General features: G+C 62.5%; 14 protein-coding genes. 9 read left to right on the forward strand and 5 right to left on the reverse strand.

The window, feature by feature from the left end; translation table 11 throughout:
• Nucleotides 1–22 precede the first annotated feature (22 nt).
• A complete protein-coding gene (gene prpR, locus ACP7DE_RS14950) occupies nucleotides 23–1,648 on the reverse strand; it encodes a propionate catabolism operon regulatory protein PrpR (RefSeq protein ID WP_426072832.1) in 1,626 nt (541 codons plus the stop codon).
• Between the two features lie 211 nt (nucleotides 1,649–1,859).
• Here prpR and ACP7DE_RS14955 point away from each other — a divergent pair, with 211 nt between their 5' ends.
• Nucleotides 1,860–5,519 carry a sensor domain-containing protein gene (locus ACP7DE_RS14955; RefSeq protein WP_426072833.1) on the forward strand — a complete coding sequence of 1,220 codons (3,660 nt, stop codon included), beginning with the start codon at nucleotides 1,860–1,862 and terminating at the stop codon, nucleotides 5,517–5,519.
• Here ACP7DE_RS14955 and xth read toward each other — a convergent pair.
• Nucleotides 5,516–6,280 carry an exodeoxyribonuclease III gene (gene xth / locus ACP7DE_RS14960; protein ID WP_426072834.1) on the reverse strand — a complete coding sequence of 255 codons (765 nt, stop codon included), beginning with the start codon at nucleotides 6,278–6,280 and terminating at the stop codon, nucleotides 5,516–5,518. The two genes, ACP7DE_RS14955 and xth, sit on opposite strands and share 4 nt — an antisense overlap.
• Nucleotides 6,281–6,850: 570 nt before the next feature.
• On the opposite strand from xth, the gene ACP7DE_RS14965 reads away from it, so the two are divergent.
• Genes ACP7DE_RS14965 through ACP7DE_RS14980 form a run of 4 tightly spaced genes read left to right on the forward strand, consistent with a single transcriptional unit; the run spans nucleotide 6,851 to nucleotide 8,469 of the window.
• Nucleotides 6,851–7,222, forward strand: a complete 372-nt coding sequence (locus ACP7DE_RS14965; protein WP_426072835.1) for a hypothetical protein — start codon at nucleotides 6,851–6,853, stop codon at nucleotides 7,220–7,222.
• Nucleotides 7,223–7,232: 10 nt separating this feature from the next.
• Nucleotides 7,233–7,421: a DUF1653 domain-containing protein gene (locus tag ACP7DE_RS14970; protein ID WP_034782199.1), complete on the forward strand. Its 189-nt coding sequence runs from the start codon at nucleotides 7,233–7,235 to the stop codon at nucleotides 7,419–7,421.
• A gap of 32 nt (nucleotides 7,422–7,453) precedes the next feature.
• Nucleotides 7,454–7,924: a CreA family protein gene (locus tag ACP7DE_RS14975; RefSeq protein WP_071079295.1), complete on the forward strand. Its 471-nt coding sequence runs from the start codon at nucleotides 7,454–7,456 to the stop codon at nucleotides 7,922–7,924.
• Nucleotides 7,925–7,935: 11 nt separating this feature from the next.
• Nucleotides 7,936–8,469 carry a hypothetical protein gene (locus ACP7DE_RS14980; RefSeq protein WP_426072836.1) on the forward strand — a complete coding sequence of 178 codons (534 nt, stop codon included), beginning with the start codon at nucleotides 7,936–7,938 and terminating at the stop codon, nucleotides 8,467–8,469.
• 193 nt (nucleotides 8,470–8,662) lie between these two features.
• Here the strand turns inward: ACP7DE_RS14980 and ACP7DE_RS14985 are convergent, their stop codons facing one another.
• A complete protein-coding gene (locus ACP7DE_RS14985; RefSeq protein ID WP_426072837.1) occupies nucleotides 8,663–10,156 on the reverse strand; it encodes a leucyl aminopeptidase in 1,494 nt (497 codons plus the stop codon).
• Between the two features lie 67 nt (nucleotides 10,157–10,223).
• On the opposite strand from ACP7DE_RS14985, the gene lptF reads away from it, so the two are divergent.
• From lptF to ACP7DE_RS15005, 4 genes are read left to right on the forward strand one after another with little or no spacing between them, the layout of a single operon-like run.
• On the forward strand, nucleotides 10,224–11,369 hold the full coding sequence (gene lptF / locus ACP7DE_RS14990; RefSeq protein ID WP_426072838.1) for an LPS export ABC transporter permease LptF: 1,146 nt from the start codon (nucleotides 10,224–10,226) through the stop codon (nucleotides 11,367–11,369).
• A complete protein-coding gene (gene lptG, locus ACP7DE_RS14995; protein ID WP_426072839.1) occupies nucleotides 11,366–12,535 on the forward strand; it encodes an LPS export ABC transporter permease LptG in 1,170 nt (389 codons plus the stop codon). Before lptF ends, lptG begins: the two co-directional genes overlap by 4 nt.
• The gene (locus ACP7DE_RS15000) at nucleotides 12,535–12,942 is read left to right on the forward strand and encodes a sirohydrochlorin chelatase (RefSeq protein WP_426072840.1); all 408 of its coding nucleotides are present in this window, start codon (nucleotides 12,535–12,537) and stop codon (nucleotides 12,940–12,942) included. Before lptG ends, ACP7DE_RS15000 begins: the two co-directional genes overlap by 1 nt.
• Nucleotides 12,939–13,934: a stealth family protein gene (locus ACP7DE_RS15005; protein WP_426072841.1), complete on the forward strand. Its 996-nt coding sequence runs from the start codon at nucleotides 12,939–12,941 to the stop codon at nucleotides 13,932–13,934. The genes ACP7DE_RS15000 and ACP7DE_RS15005 overlap by 4 nt, the downstream gene beginning before the upstream one ends.
• Here ACP7DE_RS15005 and ACP7DE_RS15010 read toward each other — a convergent pair.
• Both ACP7DE_RS15010 and cobA read right to left on the reverse strand, forming a co-directional pair.
• The gene (locus tag ACP7DE_RS15010; protein ID WP_426072842.1) at nucleotides 13,931–14,581 is read right to left on the reverse strand and encodes a hypothetical protein; all 651 of its coding nucleotides are present in this window, start codon (nucleotides 14,579–14,581) and stop codon (nucleotides 13,931–13,933) included. The two genes, ACP7DE_RS15005 and ACP7DE_RS15010, sit on opposite strands and share 4 nt — an antisense overlap.
• A gap of 251 nt (nucleotides 14,582–14,832) precedes the next feature.
• On the reverse strand, nucleotides 14,833–15,597 hold the full coding sequence (gene cobA, locus ACP7DE_RS15015; RefSeq protein ID WP_426072843.1) for a uroporphyrinogen-III C-methyltransferase: 765 nt from the start codon (nucleotides 15,595–15,597) through the stop codon (nucleotides 14,833–14,835).
• Between the last annotated feature and the right edge of the window lie 20 nt (nucleotides 15,598–15,617).

Here is a 15,617-nt window from a genome sequence, read left to right on the forward strand (position 1 = left end):
GTTTTTGGGAGGGGTGAAAAAATCAGCCGGCGCGCAGGCGGCGCCACAGGGTGGTGCGGCTGATGCCTAAGTATTGGGCGGCGGCGTCGCGGCGCCCGCCGAAGCGCGCCAGCACCGCGCTGGTGCTTTCATCTTCCAGACGCAGCGGTACGGTGGCGGCTGGCGCCGGCGGCAGCGCCGCCGTGCCGGTAGCGTTGCCCAGTTCCGGCGCCACACCCAGCACGAAGGCGGGTGTCAGCGCTTGCAGCGGTTCGGCGGCCAGGAACAGTGCCAAACGCTCGGCCAGGTTGCGCAGTTCGCGCACGTTGCCGGGCCAGTCGTAGCGGCGCAGCAGCGGCGCGCAAGCCTGGATTTCGGCGTGCAGGTTGGGGTGCGGACGGGCGCCCAGTGCGGCCAGCGCGTTTTTCAGCGACCATTCAGCCAGGCCTGGAATATCGCTGGCGTGTTCGCGCAAGGCGGGCAAATGCAGGCGCAGCACGGCCAGACGGTAGAACAGGTCGGCGCGGAAGCGTCCTTCGCGGATGCGCTGTTCCAGGTCGCAGTGCGTGGCGCTGATGATGCGCACATTGATGGCGATGGGCCGCGTGCCGCCCACGCGCACCACTTCGCGCTCTTCCAGCACGCGCAGCAAGCGCGTTTGCAGGACCAGCGGCATTTCACCGATTTCGTCTAGGAACAGGGTGCCGTGGTTGGCTGCTTCGAACAGGCCTGCATGGCCGCCCCGGCGCGCGCCCGTGAAGGCCCCATCCTCGTGGCCGAACAGCTCCGATTCGAGCAAGGATTCGGCGATGGCGCCGCAATTGATAGCGATGAAGGGCCGGTTCGCACCCAGGCTGCGCGGGCTTTCGCGGTGGATCGCCTGCGCCACCAGTTCCTTGCCGCTACCCGTCTCGCCCTGGATCAGTACCGTCGCCGGCGAACGGGCGTACAGCAGCACCGACTGGCGCAGCGCTTCCATCGCTTCCGATTCGCCGCGCAAATCGTGCAGGCCATGCCGCGCGCGCAGGGTGTCGGCCACTACCGCGCGCCGTCCGCGGGTCGATTCGATCTGGGTCAGGCGCGCCAGTTCCAACGCGTCGTCGAAGGCGCGCCGGATGGCCGTGGCCGAATACACGAAGACGGCGGCCAGCCCCGCCTCTTCGGCCAGGTCGGTGACGAGGCCCGCGCCGACGACGGCCTTGACGCCGGCCGCCTTCAGTTCGTTGATCTGTGCGCGCGCGTCTTCCTCGGTGGCATAGGTGCGCTGGGCAATCTGGAAGCCGAAAGTGGCGGCAAATTCAGCCAGTTCCGGCATCGGGTCCTGGTAGGTGACGACACCGATGTGCGGCGAGATGCGCCGCGCGCGCGCCAGCGCCTGCATCACGTCGTAACCGCTGGCCTTGGCGATGATGACGGGTACCGACAGCCGGCCTTTCAGGTAGGCGCCGTTCGAGCCGGCCGCGATGACGGCGTCGCAGCGTTCGGTGGCCATGCGTTCGCGGATGTGGCGCACGGCGTCGTCGAAGCCCAGGTTGATCGGTTCGATCATCGCCAGGTCATCGTATTCGAGCGTGATGTCGCGGAACAGGTCGAACAGGCGCGAGACGGAGACGGTCCAGATGACGGGTTTGTCGCGGTGGTCGAGCGGAGGTTGGGGAGGGCGGCGCATGCTTTATTCTAAACGATTTGTTTCATTTTATTGCCATGCAACGGCTGTGCAACAGGCGTGTTGCAAGTGGTCTGTGGTGTTTCAGATATTGCCAATAAGGAATATGAAAAAACCCCCGGAAACTGGTTTATGATCTAGCAGCACCGTGATGCTTGGAAAAATATTTTGCCCAGGCGTATGTTCACTTTGCCTTTAACCATCCATGGTGCCCATGAACCGCGTACCGACCAGTCCCGATTTCATCGCCGATGCCTTGCAGCTGATCGCCTTGCCGGCCTGCGCCTGCGATGCTTGCGGCATGGTAGTCGCGGCGAATGGCGCCTTGAGCACCTTGCTGGGCAGGGATGTGTCGGGCCGGCTGCTGGCCGACTGTTTTACCGACGCCTACCGCGCGTCGAGTACCAGCATGCTGCGTGGCGCGCTGGGCGCTGCCGGGCGCGAACGGCACTGGGACAGCAGCCTGGAGGGAATCGATGCCGCCATCGCCGTGCAGGTATGGGCCAAGCCGCTGCCGGTGGGCGATGGATTGCCGGGTGCGACCCTGGTGTTTGCCGACATCAGCGTGCAGCAGCGCGACCAGCAAGCCTTGCGCAAGACCTTGCTGGAACAGCACGCCATCCTGGAAAGCGCTGCCGTCGGCATTATGTTTTCCAAGGGCGGCTTCATCGAGGAGTGCAATATCCGCGCCGCCGAGATGCTCGGCTATGCGCGCCACCAGTTGACGGGCATGCCGGGCGCGGTGCTGTACCGCTCCGCCGAGCATTGCCGCATCCTGGGGCTGGAAGCGGCGCCGTTGCTCTCCAAAGGCAAGCCGTATCGCACCGAACTGGAATTGCGGCGCCAGGACGGCACGCTGTTCTGGGGCCGGCTGCACGGGCGCGCTGTCGATCCCTTGAATACGCATGACGGCACGGTGTGGATTATCGAGGATATCAGCGACCACCGGCGCGATGAAGACCAGCTGCGCCGCGCCATGCTGGAAATGCAGGCCGTGATGGACAACGCGCCGCTGGCCATCGGTTTTCAGCGCGACAAGGGCGTGCTGCGCTACAACCGCCGCTTTGCCGAATGCTTCGGCTTTGATGGCGACAGCGGCGTGGGCCTGGCCGTCGCCGACCTGTACCCGTCACGCGCGGCGTATGAGAACGTGGTGCGGCAAGCGTCGCCCTTGCTGCGGCGCGGCCAGCCGTTCCAGGGCGAGATGGAGATGCGCCGCCGCGACGGCTCCACTTTCTGGGCGCTGGCGTATGGTTATGTACTGAACCCGGAGAGCCAGATCGACCGAGGCTTGCGTGACACGATCTGGCTGTTCGACGACCGCAGCGCGCAGAAGGCGGCCGAGGAGGCCACGCGCCAACTGATGCTGGAGCAGCAGGCCATCCTCGACAATGCGTCCGTCGGCATCCTGTTTTCGCGTTCGCGCCTGGTCTTGCGTTGCAATCCCCGCTTCGCAGAAATGTTCGGCTACGCGCAGGAGGAGATGACGGGCTTGCCCGCCGCCGAGCTGTTTCCCTCGCCCGCTGCCTACGCAGAGTTTGGCGTGCAAGCCACGCCACTGCTGGGGCAGGGCTTGCCGTACGAGCAGGATGAAGCGCTGTTCCGCCGCCGCGATGGCAGCCTGTTCTGGTGCCGCATTCGGGCCAAGGCCGTCGACCAGGCGCACAGCGAGCAGGGCACCATCTGGATACTCGAAGACGTCACGGACAGCCGCCAGGCGCAGATGGAGGTGGCGGCCATCATGACGAATGCCTCGGTGAGCATCTTGTATACCAAGAACCGCCTGATCACGCGCTACAACCTGGGCTTTGCCGCGATGTTCGGCTACAGCGGCGACGAGGCGCTGGGCCTGCCCGGGCGCGCGCTATACGTGTCGCAGCAGTCCTACGAGTTGCTGGGTGCAGCAGCCTTCCCCTTCCTGTCGGTGGCCAAGCCGTTCCAGACGGAAGTGGAAATGATGCGCCGCGACGGCAGCACCTTGTGGGCGCAGCTGATCGCCTACGTCGTCAATCCGGACGATCCCGCTGCAGGCACCATCTGGATCATCGAGGACCGTACGGAAGCGAAGCGCGCGGAAGAATCCCTGCGCAATGCGCTGCTGGAAAACCAGGCCATCCTCGACAGCGCCGTGCTGGGCATCTCGGTGGTGGAGGGCGGCTACAATTTGCGTGCCAACAGCAAGATGGAAGAGTTGTTCGGCTATGGCCCCGGCGAGATCAACGGCCTGTCGGTGCAGGCCCTGTATCCGGACGCGGTCGCGTGGAAAACGGCGCGCGGCGAGACGGCGCGCGATTTCGGCGCGGGTCGCGTGCACATGTCGGAATACCAATTGGTGCGCAAGGATGGCAGCCGCTTCTGGGCGCGCCTGTCCGGCCGGCCGTTTGACCTGGCGCATGCGCATGGTCGTTCCGTGTGGCTGGTCGACGATGTGACGGCGCGCCGCGAGGCGGCCGAGGCGGTGCGCCGTGCGCGCGACGAACTGGAACTGCGCGTGCACGAACGCACGGCCGAACTGGCCGGCGCCAATTTGCTGCTGCAGGGCGAGATCGTCGAGCGGCGCCAGGCCGAGGCGCGGGTGCATCACATGGCCTACCACGACAACCTGACGGGCTTGCCGAACCGCGCGCTGCTGTCGGACCGCCTGGAACGGGCCATGCTGTCCTCGCAGCGCTCCGGGCGCAAGCTGGCCGTGATGTTCATTGACCTGGACCGCTTCAAGACCATCAACGATTCGCTGGGCCACATGACGGGCGATTTGCTGCTCAAGGAAGTGGCCGGCCGGCTCTGCCGCGCGGTGCGTGCCAGCGATACGGTGGCGCGTTTGGGTGGCGATGAATTCGTCGTGCTGGTGCCCGGCATCCGCGACACCGACGAAGCGTCGCGCGTGGCCGAGAAGATCATCGAGGCGCTGACGCCCGCCTTTCCGCTCGATGGCCATGTGCTGCACGTCACGCCGTCGATCGGCATCTGCCTGTATCCGGACGATGGCGGCGATGTCGACACCTTGATGCGCCATGCCGATGCGGCCATGTACCACGCCAAGGGCAATGGCCGCAATAATTATCAGTTCTTCACGCAGACGATGAACCAGGCGGCGGCCCTGCACTTCGACCTGGAAAGCAGCTTGCGCACGGCGCTGGCGCTGCAGCAGTTCGAACTGTTTTACCAGCCCATCATCGATATCGCCACGCGCCGCCTGCATGGCATGGAAGTGCTGCTGCGCTGGCGCCGTCCCGGCCAAGGCCTGGTGCTGCCTGACCGCTTCATTCCCATCATGGAGGAAAACGGCTTGATCGTACCGGTGGGCGAATGGGTCATGCGCCAGGCGTGCGAGCAAAGCATGGCCTGGCAGCGCCAGGGCTTGCAGCCCGTGCCCTTGGCGGTGAACCTGTCGCCGCGCCAGTTCATGCACAAGGGCCTGGTGGCGGCGATCGGCGCCGTGGTGCGTGAAACGGGCATCGATCCGGCGCTGCTGGAATTCGAGATCACCGAGACGGCGCTGATGCAGCACGGCGAGCATACCCTGGAAATTTTGCGGCAGATCAATGGCATGGGCCTGCGCCTGTCGATCGACGATTTCGGCACCGGCTATTCCAGCCTGGCTTACTTGAAGCGCTTCCCCGTAAAAAAGGTCAAGATCGACCGTGCCTTCATCAAGGACCTGGAACACAGCGCGGAAGACCGCGCCATCGTGGCGGCCATCATCGCGCTGGCTGACAGCCTGCAATTGTCGACCGTGGCCGAGGGCGTGGAGACGGAAGAGCAGTTCGCCCTGCTGCAAGCGAACGGCTGCCGCTATGCGCAGGGTTATCTGTTTTCGGCGCCCGTGCCGGCGGCGAATGCGCAATCGCTGCTGGAACGGTTGCCTGATTAGTCGATGGTGGCCACAACCGGCGCATGGTCTGAAGGTTGCTCCCATTTGCGGGGCACGCGGTCGATCACGCAGGCCGTGCAGCGGGCCGCCAGGGCTGGCGAGAGCAGGATATGGTCGATGCGCAAACCCTTGTTCAGGCGGAAGCCCAGCTGGCGGTAATCCCACCAGCTGAATGATTTTTCCGCCTGCTCGAACAGGCGGAAGGCGTCCGTCAGGCCGATGTCGAACAGGCGTTGCAGGGCGGCGCGTTCCTTGTCCGAGACCAGCACCTGGCCGGCCCAGGCGACAGGGTCGTGCACGTCGCGGTCGTCGGGCGCGATATTGTAGTCGCCCACGACGGCCAGCTGCGGGTGCTGCAGCGCTTCTTCGGCCAGCCACTCGTGCAGGGCCGCCAGCCAGCTAAGTTTGTATTCGTACTTGTCCGAATCGACGCTCTGGCCGTTCGGCACGTAGGCGCAGACGACGCGCACGCCGCCTATGGTGGCGGCCAGGATGCGCTGCTGCGCATCTTCATAGCGCGGGTTGTTCTTCACCACGTCGGTGATCGGAAGCTTCGACAGGATGGCCACGCCGTTGTAGGTCTTCTGGCCGCTGAAGACCACCTGGTAGCCGGCTGCCTCAATCTCGGTGACGGGGAACTTGTCATCCGTCAGCTTGGTCTCTTGCAAGCAGAGTATGTCGACCGGGTTGTCTGTCAGCCACTGCAGCACTTGCGGCAGACGCACTTTAAGCGAATTGACGTTCCAGGTAGTGATTTTCATGGGAAAAGTCCTTGCTTGAATAGGTATCGATAAGCGCGAATCTTACCGCATGCGTGTCGCCGGCGTCCTGCTCCCCGCTTGTCGCGCAAGCACTTTATTTTCCTACAGGGAAAAAGACTATTAATAAAGTATTTGTATTTAGCCAATCGTGACGCATGAATATTATGTTTTTGTGTATGATTGATCAACCCCAATGTTTGATTTCGCATAAGCGGCTGGCGTGGCGGACTGCGTCTCGCCGTTTAACGCGACAAAGGTGTAAAGTTTCTCGCTAAAACGCGATAAAAACTACTAAAATGGCACAATGTAACAACTGTGTCACACGGCTTTGTTACAGCCAAGTTGAGAACCGAACAGGAAGCAGTTGTAATTAGTTGTAATTGCTATTCCGATTACATGACCACTGTGCCGGGGCGGAGCATCAATTCCGTCACTGGCGCCGCCAGACTTGTTATATAAATTGCAGTACTATATCTATGAGACTGTTTTGCGACATCAATAGATGGTACTATTTTGAAATGTTGCAGTTTTAATAGTGAGACTTGCGCGTAGCATTTGCAAAGGAAGAAAATGCGAACTGCATTTGAAGCGTGGGCGCAGCGTGACGGCCACATTGTGCGGCGAAGAGAAGACAAACCGGATGAGTACCTGATTTTCGAGACCCAGCGCCGCTGGGTTATCTGGCAGGCAGCTCTGACGCATGGCAAAACGGCGGCCAAGCCTCGCGTGAGCGCTGCTGAAAAGGCGGCGAAAGCCCAACGCGCGCTGGAAATGTCTTCCGATGAAGCGACCGTGCGCAACAAGGTGCTCAATGAGGTGCTCGACGCCTTCGGCGGTGCCGATGGCGCTGCCGGCATGGAAGGCATACTCAAAGTGATCCAGGGCCTGAAGATGAAGCAGAAGGCACTGGCCGACGACAAGAGCGAAGATTCAACGGCTTGAGGGGACGGCGATGCGTTATCGGCACTACAAGGGCGGCATTTATGAACTGGTGTGCGAAGCCACGCTGGAAGCGGATCTGACGCCGATGATCGTGTATCGCGCCGCGGACGGTTCCATCTGGACCCGGCCGAAAGACGTGTTCTTTCAACTGATCGAAGTCGAAGGCGTCATGGTCCAGCGTTTCGCTCCCATCAACTGATGGCCGCCTGCGTGCGTGCCCGGGATTATTTCATGCGTAAATTGCTGCCTGCCGCTTTGGTGCTGGGCTTTGCCTGCACCGCGGCGCATGCCGAAACCATCGGTTCGGTCGACACGGTGTTCAAATTGATCGGCCCTGACCACAAGATCGTCGTCGAAGCCTACGACGATCCGCGCGTCGCTGGCGTCAGCTGCTACCTGTCGCGCGCCAAGACCGGCGGCATCAAGGGCGCCGTCGGCCTGGCCGAAGACAAGGCCGATGCGGCCGTGGCTTGCCGTCAGGTGGGGCCGCTGCAATTCAAAGGCAAGCTGCCGCGCCAGGAAGAAGTGTTTACCGAGCGTGCCTCGATCTTTTTCAAGCATGTGCGCGTGGTGCGCATGGTCGACAGCAAGCGCAATGCGCTGGTCTACCTCGTGTATTCCGACCGCCTGATCGAGGGCAGTCCGAAAAACAGCGTTACCGCCGTCGCCGTGCCCGGCGACCAGCCGATTCCCGTCCGTTAAGCGAGCTACCCATGCGTGTGCCGCTGTCTGCCCCCCTTGCCGCCTTTGCCGCCGGGACGCTGCTGTTCGCTCTGGGCGGCTGCGCCACGTTGACTGGCAACACCGAGCAGATGGTGCTGGTGCAAACCATCCAGGACAACCGCGAGCTGAACGGCGCCGGCTGCATCCTCAGTAACGACGTGGGCAAGTGGTTTGTCACCACGCCGGGGCGCATTACCATCCGCAAGAGCCAGGAGCCTTTGACAGTCGACTGCCGGAAGCACGGTTCGCCCGCCATCGCCACGGACGACCACATCGATCCCAAACTCAATGGCAGCATCTGGGGTAATGTCATCCTGACCTTGGGCGTCGGCTATTTCGTCGACCGCAACACGGGTGCGGGCTTTGACTATCCATCGATTTTGACCATTGTCATGCAAGACCCCGCGCGCCTGGCGCCGCCGCCAGCGCCCGTCGCCGCGAAACAGCCCCCGGCCGCCGTGCCGGAAACGGTGGTGCAGCCAAAAGTGGCGCCATCGCCTTTGCCCAATCCCGTCGTCTACTAATACCAATACACATAAAAAAGCCGCCAAGGTCAGTGACTATGGCGGCTGTCTTCTTACTGAATACTTAACGACGCCTGACAAAACCGTAGCGAGCGGGAGCTAGTGGTGGTCGAGAAGCGCAGCTGTACTTTATGTACAGCGAGCATCGCCGGCCGCCAATAGCCCCGCGCAGTAGGTTTGGTCTGGCGTTCTCTTACACGCGGTTGATGAGGAACGTCGTCAGCAGGGGGACGGGACGGCCGGTCGCGCCTTTTGCGCCGCCCGATTTCCATGCCGTGCCGGCGATGTCCAGATGCGCCCAGGTGTACTTCTTGGTGAAGTTTTCCAGGAACGCCGCTGCCGTCACCGAACCGCCGCCTGGCGTGCCGATGTTGGCCAGATCGGCGAAGTTCGACTTCAGCTGCTCGTTGTACGCCTCTTCGATCGGCATGCGCCATGCCGTATCGCTGGATTGTTTGCCCGCTGCCAGCAGCTCATTGGCCAGCTGGTCATGCGCCGCATCGCTGCGCGTAAACAGGCCGCTGTTGTGGTGACCCAGGGCCACGACGCAAGCGCCCGTCAGGGTGGCGATATCGACCACGGCTGCCGGCTTGAAGCGTTCGGCGTAGGTCAGCGCGTCGCACAGCACCAGACGGCCTTCGGCGTCCGTGTTCAGCACTTCGATGGTCAGGCCGTTCATCGAGGTGACGATGTCGCCCGGCTTGGTGGCGCGGCCCGACGGCATGTTTTCGCAGGCGGCGATGACGCCGATAACGTTCAGCTTCAGATTCATTTCGCCGATGGCGCGGAAAGTGCCCAGTACCGAGGCGGCGCCGCACATGTCGTACTTCATTTCATCCATGCCAGGACCGGCCTTGATCGAAATGCCGCCCGTGTCGAAGGTGATGCCCTTGCCGACCAAGACCACCGGCGCATCCTTGGCCTTGCCGCCCATGTGTTTCAGGACGATGAATTTCGGCGGCTGCTCGCTGCCGTTGGTGACGGACAGGAAGCTGCCCATTTTCAGCGCTTCTAGCTGTTTGCGGTCCAGGATTTCGACTTCGAACTTGTAATCCTTGGCCAACTGCTTGGCCGTGTTGGCCAGGTAGGTTGGATTGGCGATGTTCGCCGGCAGGTCGCCCAAGTTGCGCGTCAGGTCAGAGCCATTGGCAATGGCGATGGCTTGCGCCAGCGCGCCGCGCGTGGCTGCCGTTGCCGGAGCCGCCAGGACGATCTTGCGCACGCCTGCTGGTGCCGGATCCTTTTTGCTTTTTTGCGAGTCGCAGCGGTATTCGTTGTCATGTGCGGCCTGCACCACGCAACGGATTGCCCAATTTGCGTCGCGCTCTTTCACTTCCGTCAGCGGTAATGCGATAATGGCGTCCGCAGCGCCCAGCGAGCCGAAAGCCTTGAGGGCCGCTTGTACGCCGGTAGCGAAGCTTTTTTCGCTGACAGTGTCATCGCTGCCCATGCCTACCAACAGAACACGTTCGGCGGCGACGCCATCGACTGCGCGCAGCAGCAAGGTGCTGCCAGGCTTGCCGCTGATGTCGCCGGACTTCAGCGCAGCCGAAATCGCACCCTTGCTGTCCAGCGATTTTGCCGCTGGCGACAGTTTTTTGTTTTCGAATACCGCAACCGCGATGCATCCGCTTTTGGCCGTGCCGAGGGTGCTCTTGGTATCGAATGCTTTTATGCTAAAGTCCATTTGGTTCTCCGTTTTCATTTACTAGTAACGTGTTACTCAACTAACTGACCCGAATTATAAACTCCGAATGATCTTTCAACGCGCCCTTCGACGTGAATTGGCTAGTGCCGCCGGGGCCACCTTCACTGTTTTGTTCAGCATCCTGCTCACCTGGATGTTGATCGGCATTCTCGGCAAGGCGGCGGGCGGCAAGATCGCGTCGGCCGACGTCATGTCGCTGATGGTTTTTTCCGCCCTGATGCAGCTGCCCACCATCATCATCCTTACCGGTTTCATTTCGGTGCTGATGGTCGTTACCCGCAGCTACAAGGAATCGGAGATGGTGGTGTGGTTCGCTTCCGGCCTGAGCCTGTCGCGCTGGATCTGGCCGGTCCTGAGCTTCGGCCTGCCGCTGGTGCTGGCCACCGGCATCCTGAGCTTGTACGCCACGCCGTGGGCGCAAAAGAAAAGCGATGAATACGTGGCGCGCTTTGAAAAGCGCGAAGACCTGCAGAAAGTCACGCCGGGCCAGTTCCGCGAATCAGCCGGCAGCAACCGCATCTTCTTCGTCGAGGGTGTCAGTGGCGAGAAGAACGTGGTGCAGAACGTCTTCGTCAATACCGTCGATGAGAAAGGCAGCGCCGTCGTCGTCGTCGCCAGGGAAGGCGTGATCAATACCGACGCCAAGGGCGAACGCTTCCTGGTGCTCAAGAGCGGCCGCCGCTATCAGGGCGTGCCGACGCAAGCGGACTTCCAGACCATGGAATTCGAGCAGTACATCATGCGCATCGAGAGCAAGCAGCAGGAACTGGGCGCGGAACTGGGCGTGCGCGCCATGAGTACCATGGCGCTCATCGCCGATCCGAATCCCTACACCATGGCCGAATTGCTGTGGCGCGTCAGTGCGCCCCTGATCGGCCTGATGCTGATCTTGCTGGCCATTCCGCTGGGCTTCGTCAACCCGCGTGCCGGCAGTTCGGCCAACCTGATCGTGGCCCTGCTGATTTTCTTTACGTACAGCAACCTTATCAAGGTCGTCGAAGCGAGCGTGAAACAGGGGCGTTTGACATTCGGCCTGGCTTGGTGGCCGCTGCACCTGCTGGCGGCACTGGCCGTGGTGGCGCTGTTTGCGTGGCGCCTGAATGTGAATCACCGCTATCACCCGCTGGTCCTGCTGGCGTCCTTCAAGCGCGCGCGCCGCGCCGGCAAACCAAGTAAAGCGGCATCGAAATGAAGATTTTACAGCGCTATTTTGCGGTCTCGATATTCCAGGCGGTGCTGTTCGTGCTGCTGGCCTTCCTGGCACTGCAAGCCTTCATCGACCTGACGGGCGAGCTGCCCAAGGTGGGCCGCAACGGCTACACCATCCAGTATGCCTTCCTGTATGTGCTGGTGCTGGTGCCGGGGCATGTGTACGAGGTGATGCCGATCGCGGCGCTGATCGGCACGATCTACACGATGGCGCAGCTTGCGGCCAGTTCCGAATTTACCATCATGCGTGCCTCAAGCATGTCGACGGCGATGGCGGCCGGTTTCCTGTTCCGCATCGGTATCGTCTTCGTGGTCATCACCTTCATCTTCGGTGAGTTGATCACGCCGCGCACCGAGCCGCTGGCCGAACGTCTCAAGCTGACTTCGCGCGGTGCGACCGTGTCGAGCGAATTTCGCTCCGGCCTGTGGACCAAGGACATGGTCAAGAGCGACGGCCTGACGGGCACCGTCACCGGTTCGCGCTTCTTCAATGTCGGCGAAGCGCGTCCGGACGGCCAGCTGAAAAACGTCAAGTTGTATGAATTTGACACCGATATGCGTTTGCGCACTCTGACCGTGGCCAAGGGGGCGACATATCAGGGCAACAATATCTGGCGTCTCACCGATGTGACGGAAACCTCGTTCTCGAACAGCGCGGCGACTTCGCCCGGCTTCGAGCCGAAGCTGGCGAACTACTATGGGCAGGAAACGAGTCTGGTGCGCACGGTGCAAAGCGCCAGCAAGGACATGACGTCGGAAGTGACGCCGAAGATCCTGACGGTGTCAGCTTCCGATCCCGAGCGTATGTCGGCCAGCGAACTGGCCGTGTACACGCGCCACCTGGCCGAGAACAAGCAGGAAACTGAGCGTTTTCGCATCGCCTTCTGGAAAAAGCTGATCGATCCGCTGGCCATTTTCGTGCTGATGGCGCTGGCGCTGCCGTTCGCCTACATGCATACGCGCAGCGGCGGCATCAGCCTGAAGATCTTCATCGGCATCATGATCGGCGTGAGCTTCATGCTGGTCAACACCCTGTTCTCGCATCTCGGGTTGCTCAGCACCTGGCCGGCCTTCCTGACAGCGGTGGCGCCGAGCGCTCTGTATCTGCTGCTGGCGCTGGGTGCCCTGTGGTGGGTGGAGCGACACTGATGGAGACGAACGTGAAACATGCACTGATCTTGTTTGCCCACGGCGCGCGCGCCGCATCGTGGGCCGCGCCCTTCGAGCGCCTGCGCGATCTGACCCAGGCGCGCATGCCCGGTACCAGCGTGCACCTGGCCTTCCTGGAGTTGATGACGCCGCGCCTGCCCGAGCTGGTAGCGACCTTGCTGGCCGAGTTGCCCGCCGGCGCCACCCTGGACGTCACGGTGGTGCCGGTGTTCCTGGGGCAGGGCGGGCATGTGCTGCGCGACTTGCCGCTCTTGCTGGAAGAGCTGCGCCAGCAGCATCCGCGATTGCGCCTGAAGGTGGTCGAGGCGGTGGGCGAGAACGCCAGCGTACTCGCTGCCGTCGCCGATTACTGCGTGGCGGCGCCAGGCTCCAGCCCTCTCCCTTGAGCGGCGCCGCCAGCGCGATGCCTGCGGCGCGCATCGACATCGTCTACCTGTGGGTCGATGGCGCCGACCCGGCGTGGCAGGCGCGCCGGCAGCAGGCATATGCCGCCTGGGAGCAGGCGCATCCTGGCCAGCTGGCCCTGCATGGCAACGTGGCGGGGCGCTACCGCGACAACGGCGAACTGCGCTACAACCTGCGCGCGCTGGAGCGCTTCTTCCCCGGTCACGGCCATGTCTATCTGCTGACGGACCGCCAGGTGCCTGCCTGGCTGCGCGCCTCACCGCGCCTGACGGTCATCGACCATGCCAGCCTGATGCCAGGCGCCGCCTTGCCCGTGTTCGATTCCGGTCATATCGAATCCTACCTACACCATATTCCGCGCCTGTCCGAACGCTTCCTGTATCTGAATGACGACGTATTTTTTGGCGCGCCCTTCGAGCCCGCATTCTGGTTTGGCGGTGAAGGCGACCGGCGTTTGAGTGTGTTTACGGAGAGCGCACTGCAGCCCGATTTGCAGGGCTTGCGGGCCGACGTGGCGGCGCCTGTCAATTGCGCCACTTTGTCGCGGCAATGGCTGTCGGCGCAGTATGCCGCTTACCGGCATGAACCGCGCCTGTATGCGCATGCGCCTCGGCCCATGCTGAAAAGTGCGCTGCATGCGCTCGAGGCGCTGGCACCGGCCATGTTTGCCGGCGTGCGCGCGACGGTGTTTCGCTCCTGGCAGGTGCCGGCTTTGCTGCCCGACCTGGTGCCGCGCTGGATGGTGCATCAGGGGATGGCGCGGGCATGCATGCTCGACCCGCTGCATATTGCCAGCGGTGATGTACAGGCGCCGCAGCAACTGGAAGAGCTGGCGGCGCGTTTCGGCAGCCTGCCGTTTTTCTGCATCAACGATACCTGCGACGAGGCCGACGATGACGATCCGCGTCTGCTGCGCGTGGCCGCGACCTTGCAGCGCCTGCTGCCGCTGCCATCCTCCTTTGAAGGTGTTTAGGCCGGTTTCTTCCGGGGCGCTAGGCTGATGCGCGCGGCGGCCGTGCTATCGGCCAGCGAAGCGAGGAACAGCAGCAAATAGGCACCCAGTTCGAAGACTTCCTCGCCCAGCAGCGCGTAGGCGTCCGGCATGCCGTGAAAGACCTTCTTGTCGAAAGGCCAGCCAGCGGCCATCAGCAAGCCGCCGATGGCCGTCAGGATGGTGATGCGCATGCTGAAAATCAGGCCGGCATGGGCAAACACCTTGCGGGCGCGCGGCGCGAAAAAGATCAGCAGGCGTATCAGGATCAGCAACTCCAGCACGCGCAAGGCTTTTTCAGCCTGAGCCCAGGCGGGCGCTGTGCCGAATTGGTCGATATCGAGTTCGCGCAGCAGGAAGCCGAATAGCAGGGCACACAAGCCGGCATGCATGAGGAAACGCAATGACTGGCGGTCAGCCTCTTGCCAGGCGCGCACGCCGTGCACCGTGCAAGCCAGGGCCAGGAACAGCGCCTGCAGCCATTCCAATAAATGGTTTTCATCGTCGATATTCGGGAACACCGTCCACAGGGCGATGGAGGCCAGCATGCTGGATAGTACGGCGCTGGCGACGCCGACATTGCTGCGGCTGAGCGAAGTCAGGGCTTCGCGCACGGAAGAGAAATTCATGTGTTGATCGTGACGGCTAAAGTTGCGCGGCGCGGTATTGCAGCCTGCGGGCGCAGCTTTTTTCGGGGAGATTACCGGAGTGGGCTCCCGTCAGCCGGAAGACCGCACGGCAAGCGCTATGGCGGGGCGAAGCGTGATTTTATTACTATCACGCAACAACTTCTCGAGAAAAGATGCGTGAGCATCGTATCATGTTTCTTTTGAAGACGTCGGTTACTGACTTTAAAGTCGGTAAAATACGGTGTGTTTATTCAAGCATGGCGCGCCAGAATGGCCGCCGTTTCGTCGATGGCCTGGTGCGCGCGCGCGGCCATGGCGTCGCCCAGCATCACCAGCACGGGGCCGTGCGTGTCGCCCAAGCCATGCGCCAGCGCGCTGAGCGTCAGGCGCACGATGCGCTGGTCCGGGCGGCTGCAGTTTTCAATCACCACCACGGGCGTGTCGACGCGCCGGCCCTGAGCCAGCAGGCGCTGTGCCGTGAAGATGGCTTCGCGCCCGCCCATGTATTGCACCAAAGTATCGCAGTCGGGAATGCGCGTCTGATCCGGTTCTCCCGGCGCCGTGCTGGAAGTAAAGAAGGCCACGCTGCGCGATACGCCCCGTTTGGTCAGCGGTTGCTGTGTGGCCGCCGCGGCAGCCAGCGCCGTGGTAATGCCGGGCACCACTTCGACGGCGATGCCCGCTTCTTCCAGCGCCCGCAGCTCCTCGTCGGCACGGCCAAACAGCATGGGGTCGCCCCCTTTCAGGCGCACCACGACGGCGTGCTTGCGCGCATTGTCGACCAATTGCTTGTTGATGAACGCTTGCGCTGTCGACAACTGGCCGCAGCGCTTGCCGACCAGAATCTTTTTCGCCTGGGGGCACAGCTCCAGCATCTCTTCGGTGACCAGCGCGTCGTGCAGCACGACGTCAGCTTGCGCCAGCAGGCGCGCGCCGCGCAAGGTCATCAAGTCTTGCGCGCCGGGGCCGGCGCCGATCAGGTAGACCTTGCCGGGGAGAGATGGGGAGTTGTGCATGTTTGCCTTCCTTGGTCGAG

It is taken from the genome of Janthinobacterium sp. DSP2-3-3 (genome assembly GCF_049897325.1).
Taxonomy (GTDB): domain Bacteria; phylum Pseudomonadota; class Gammaproteobacteria; order Burkholderiales; family Burkholderiaceae_D; genus Janthinobacterium.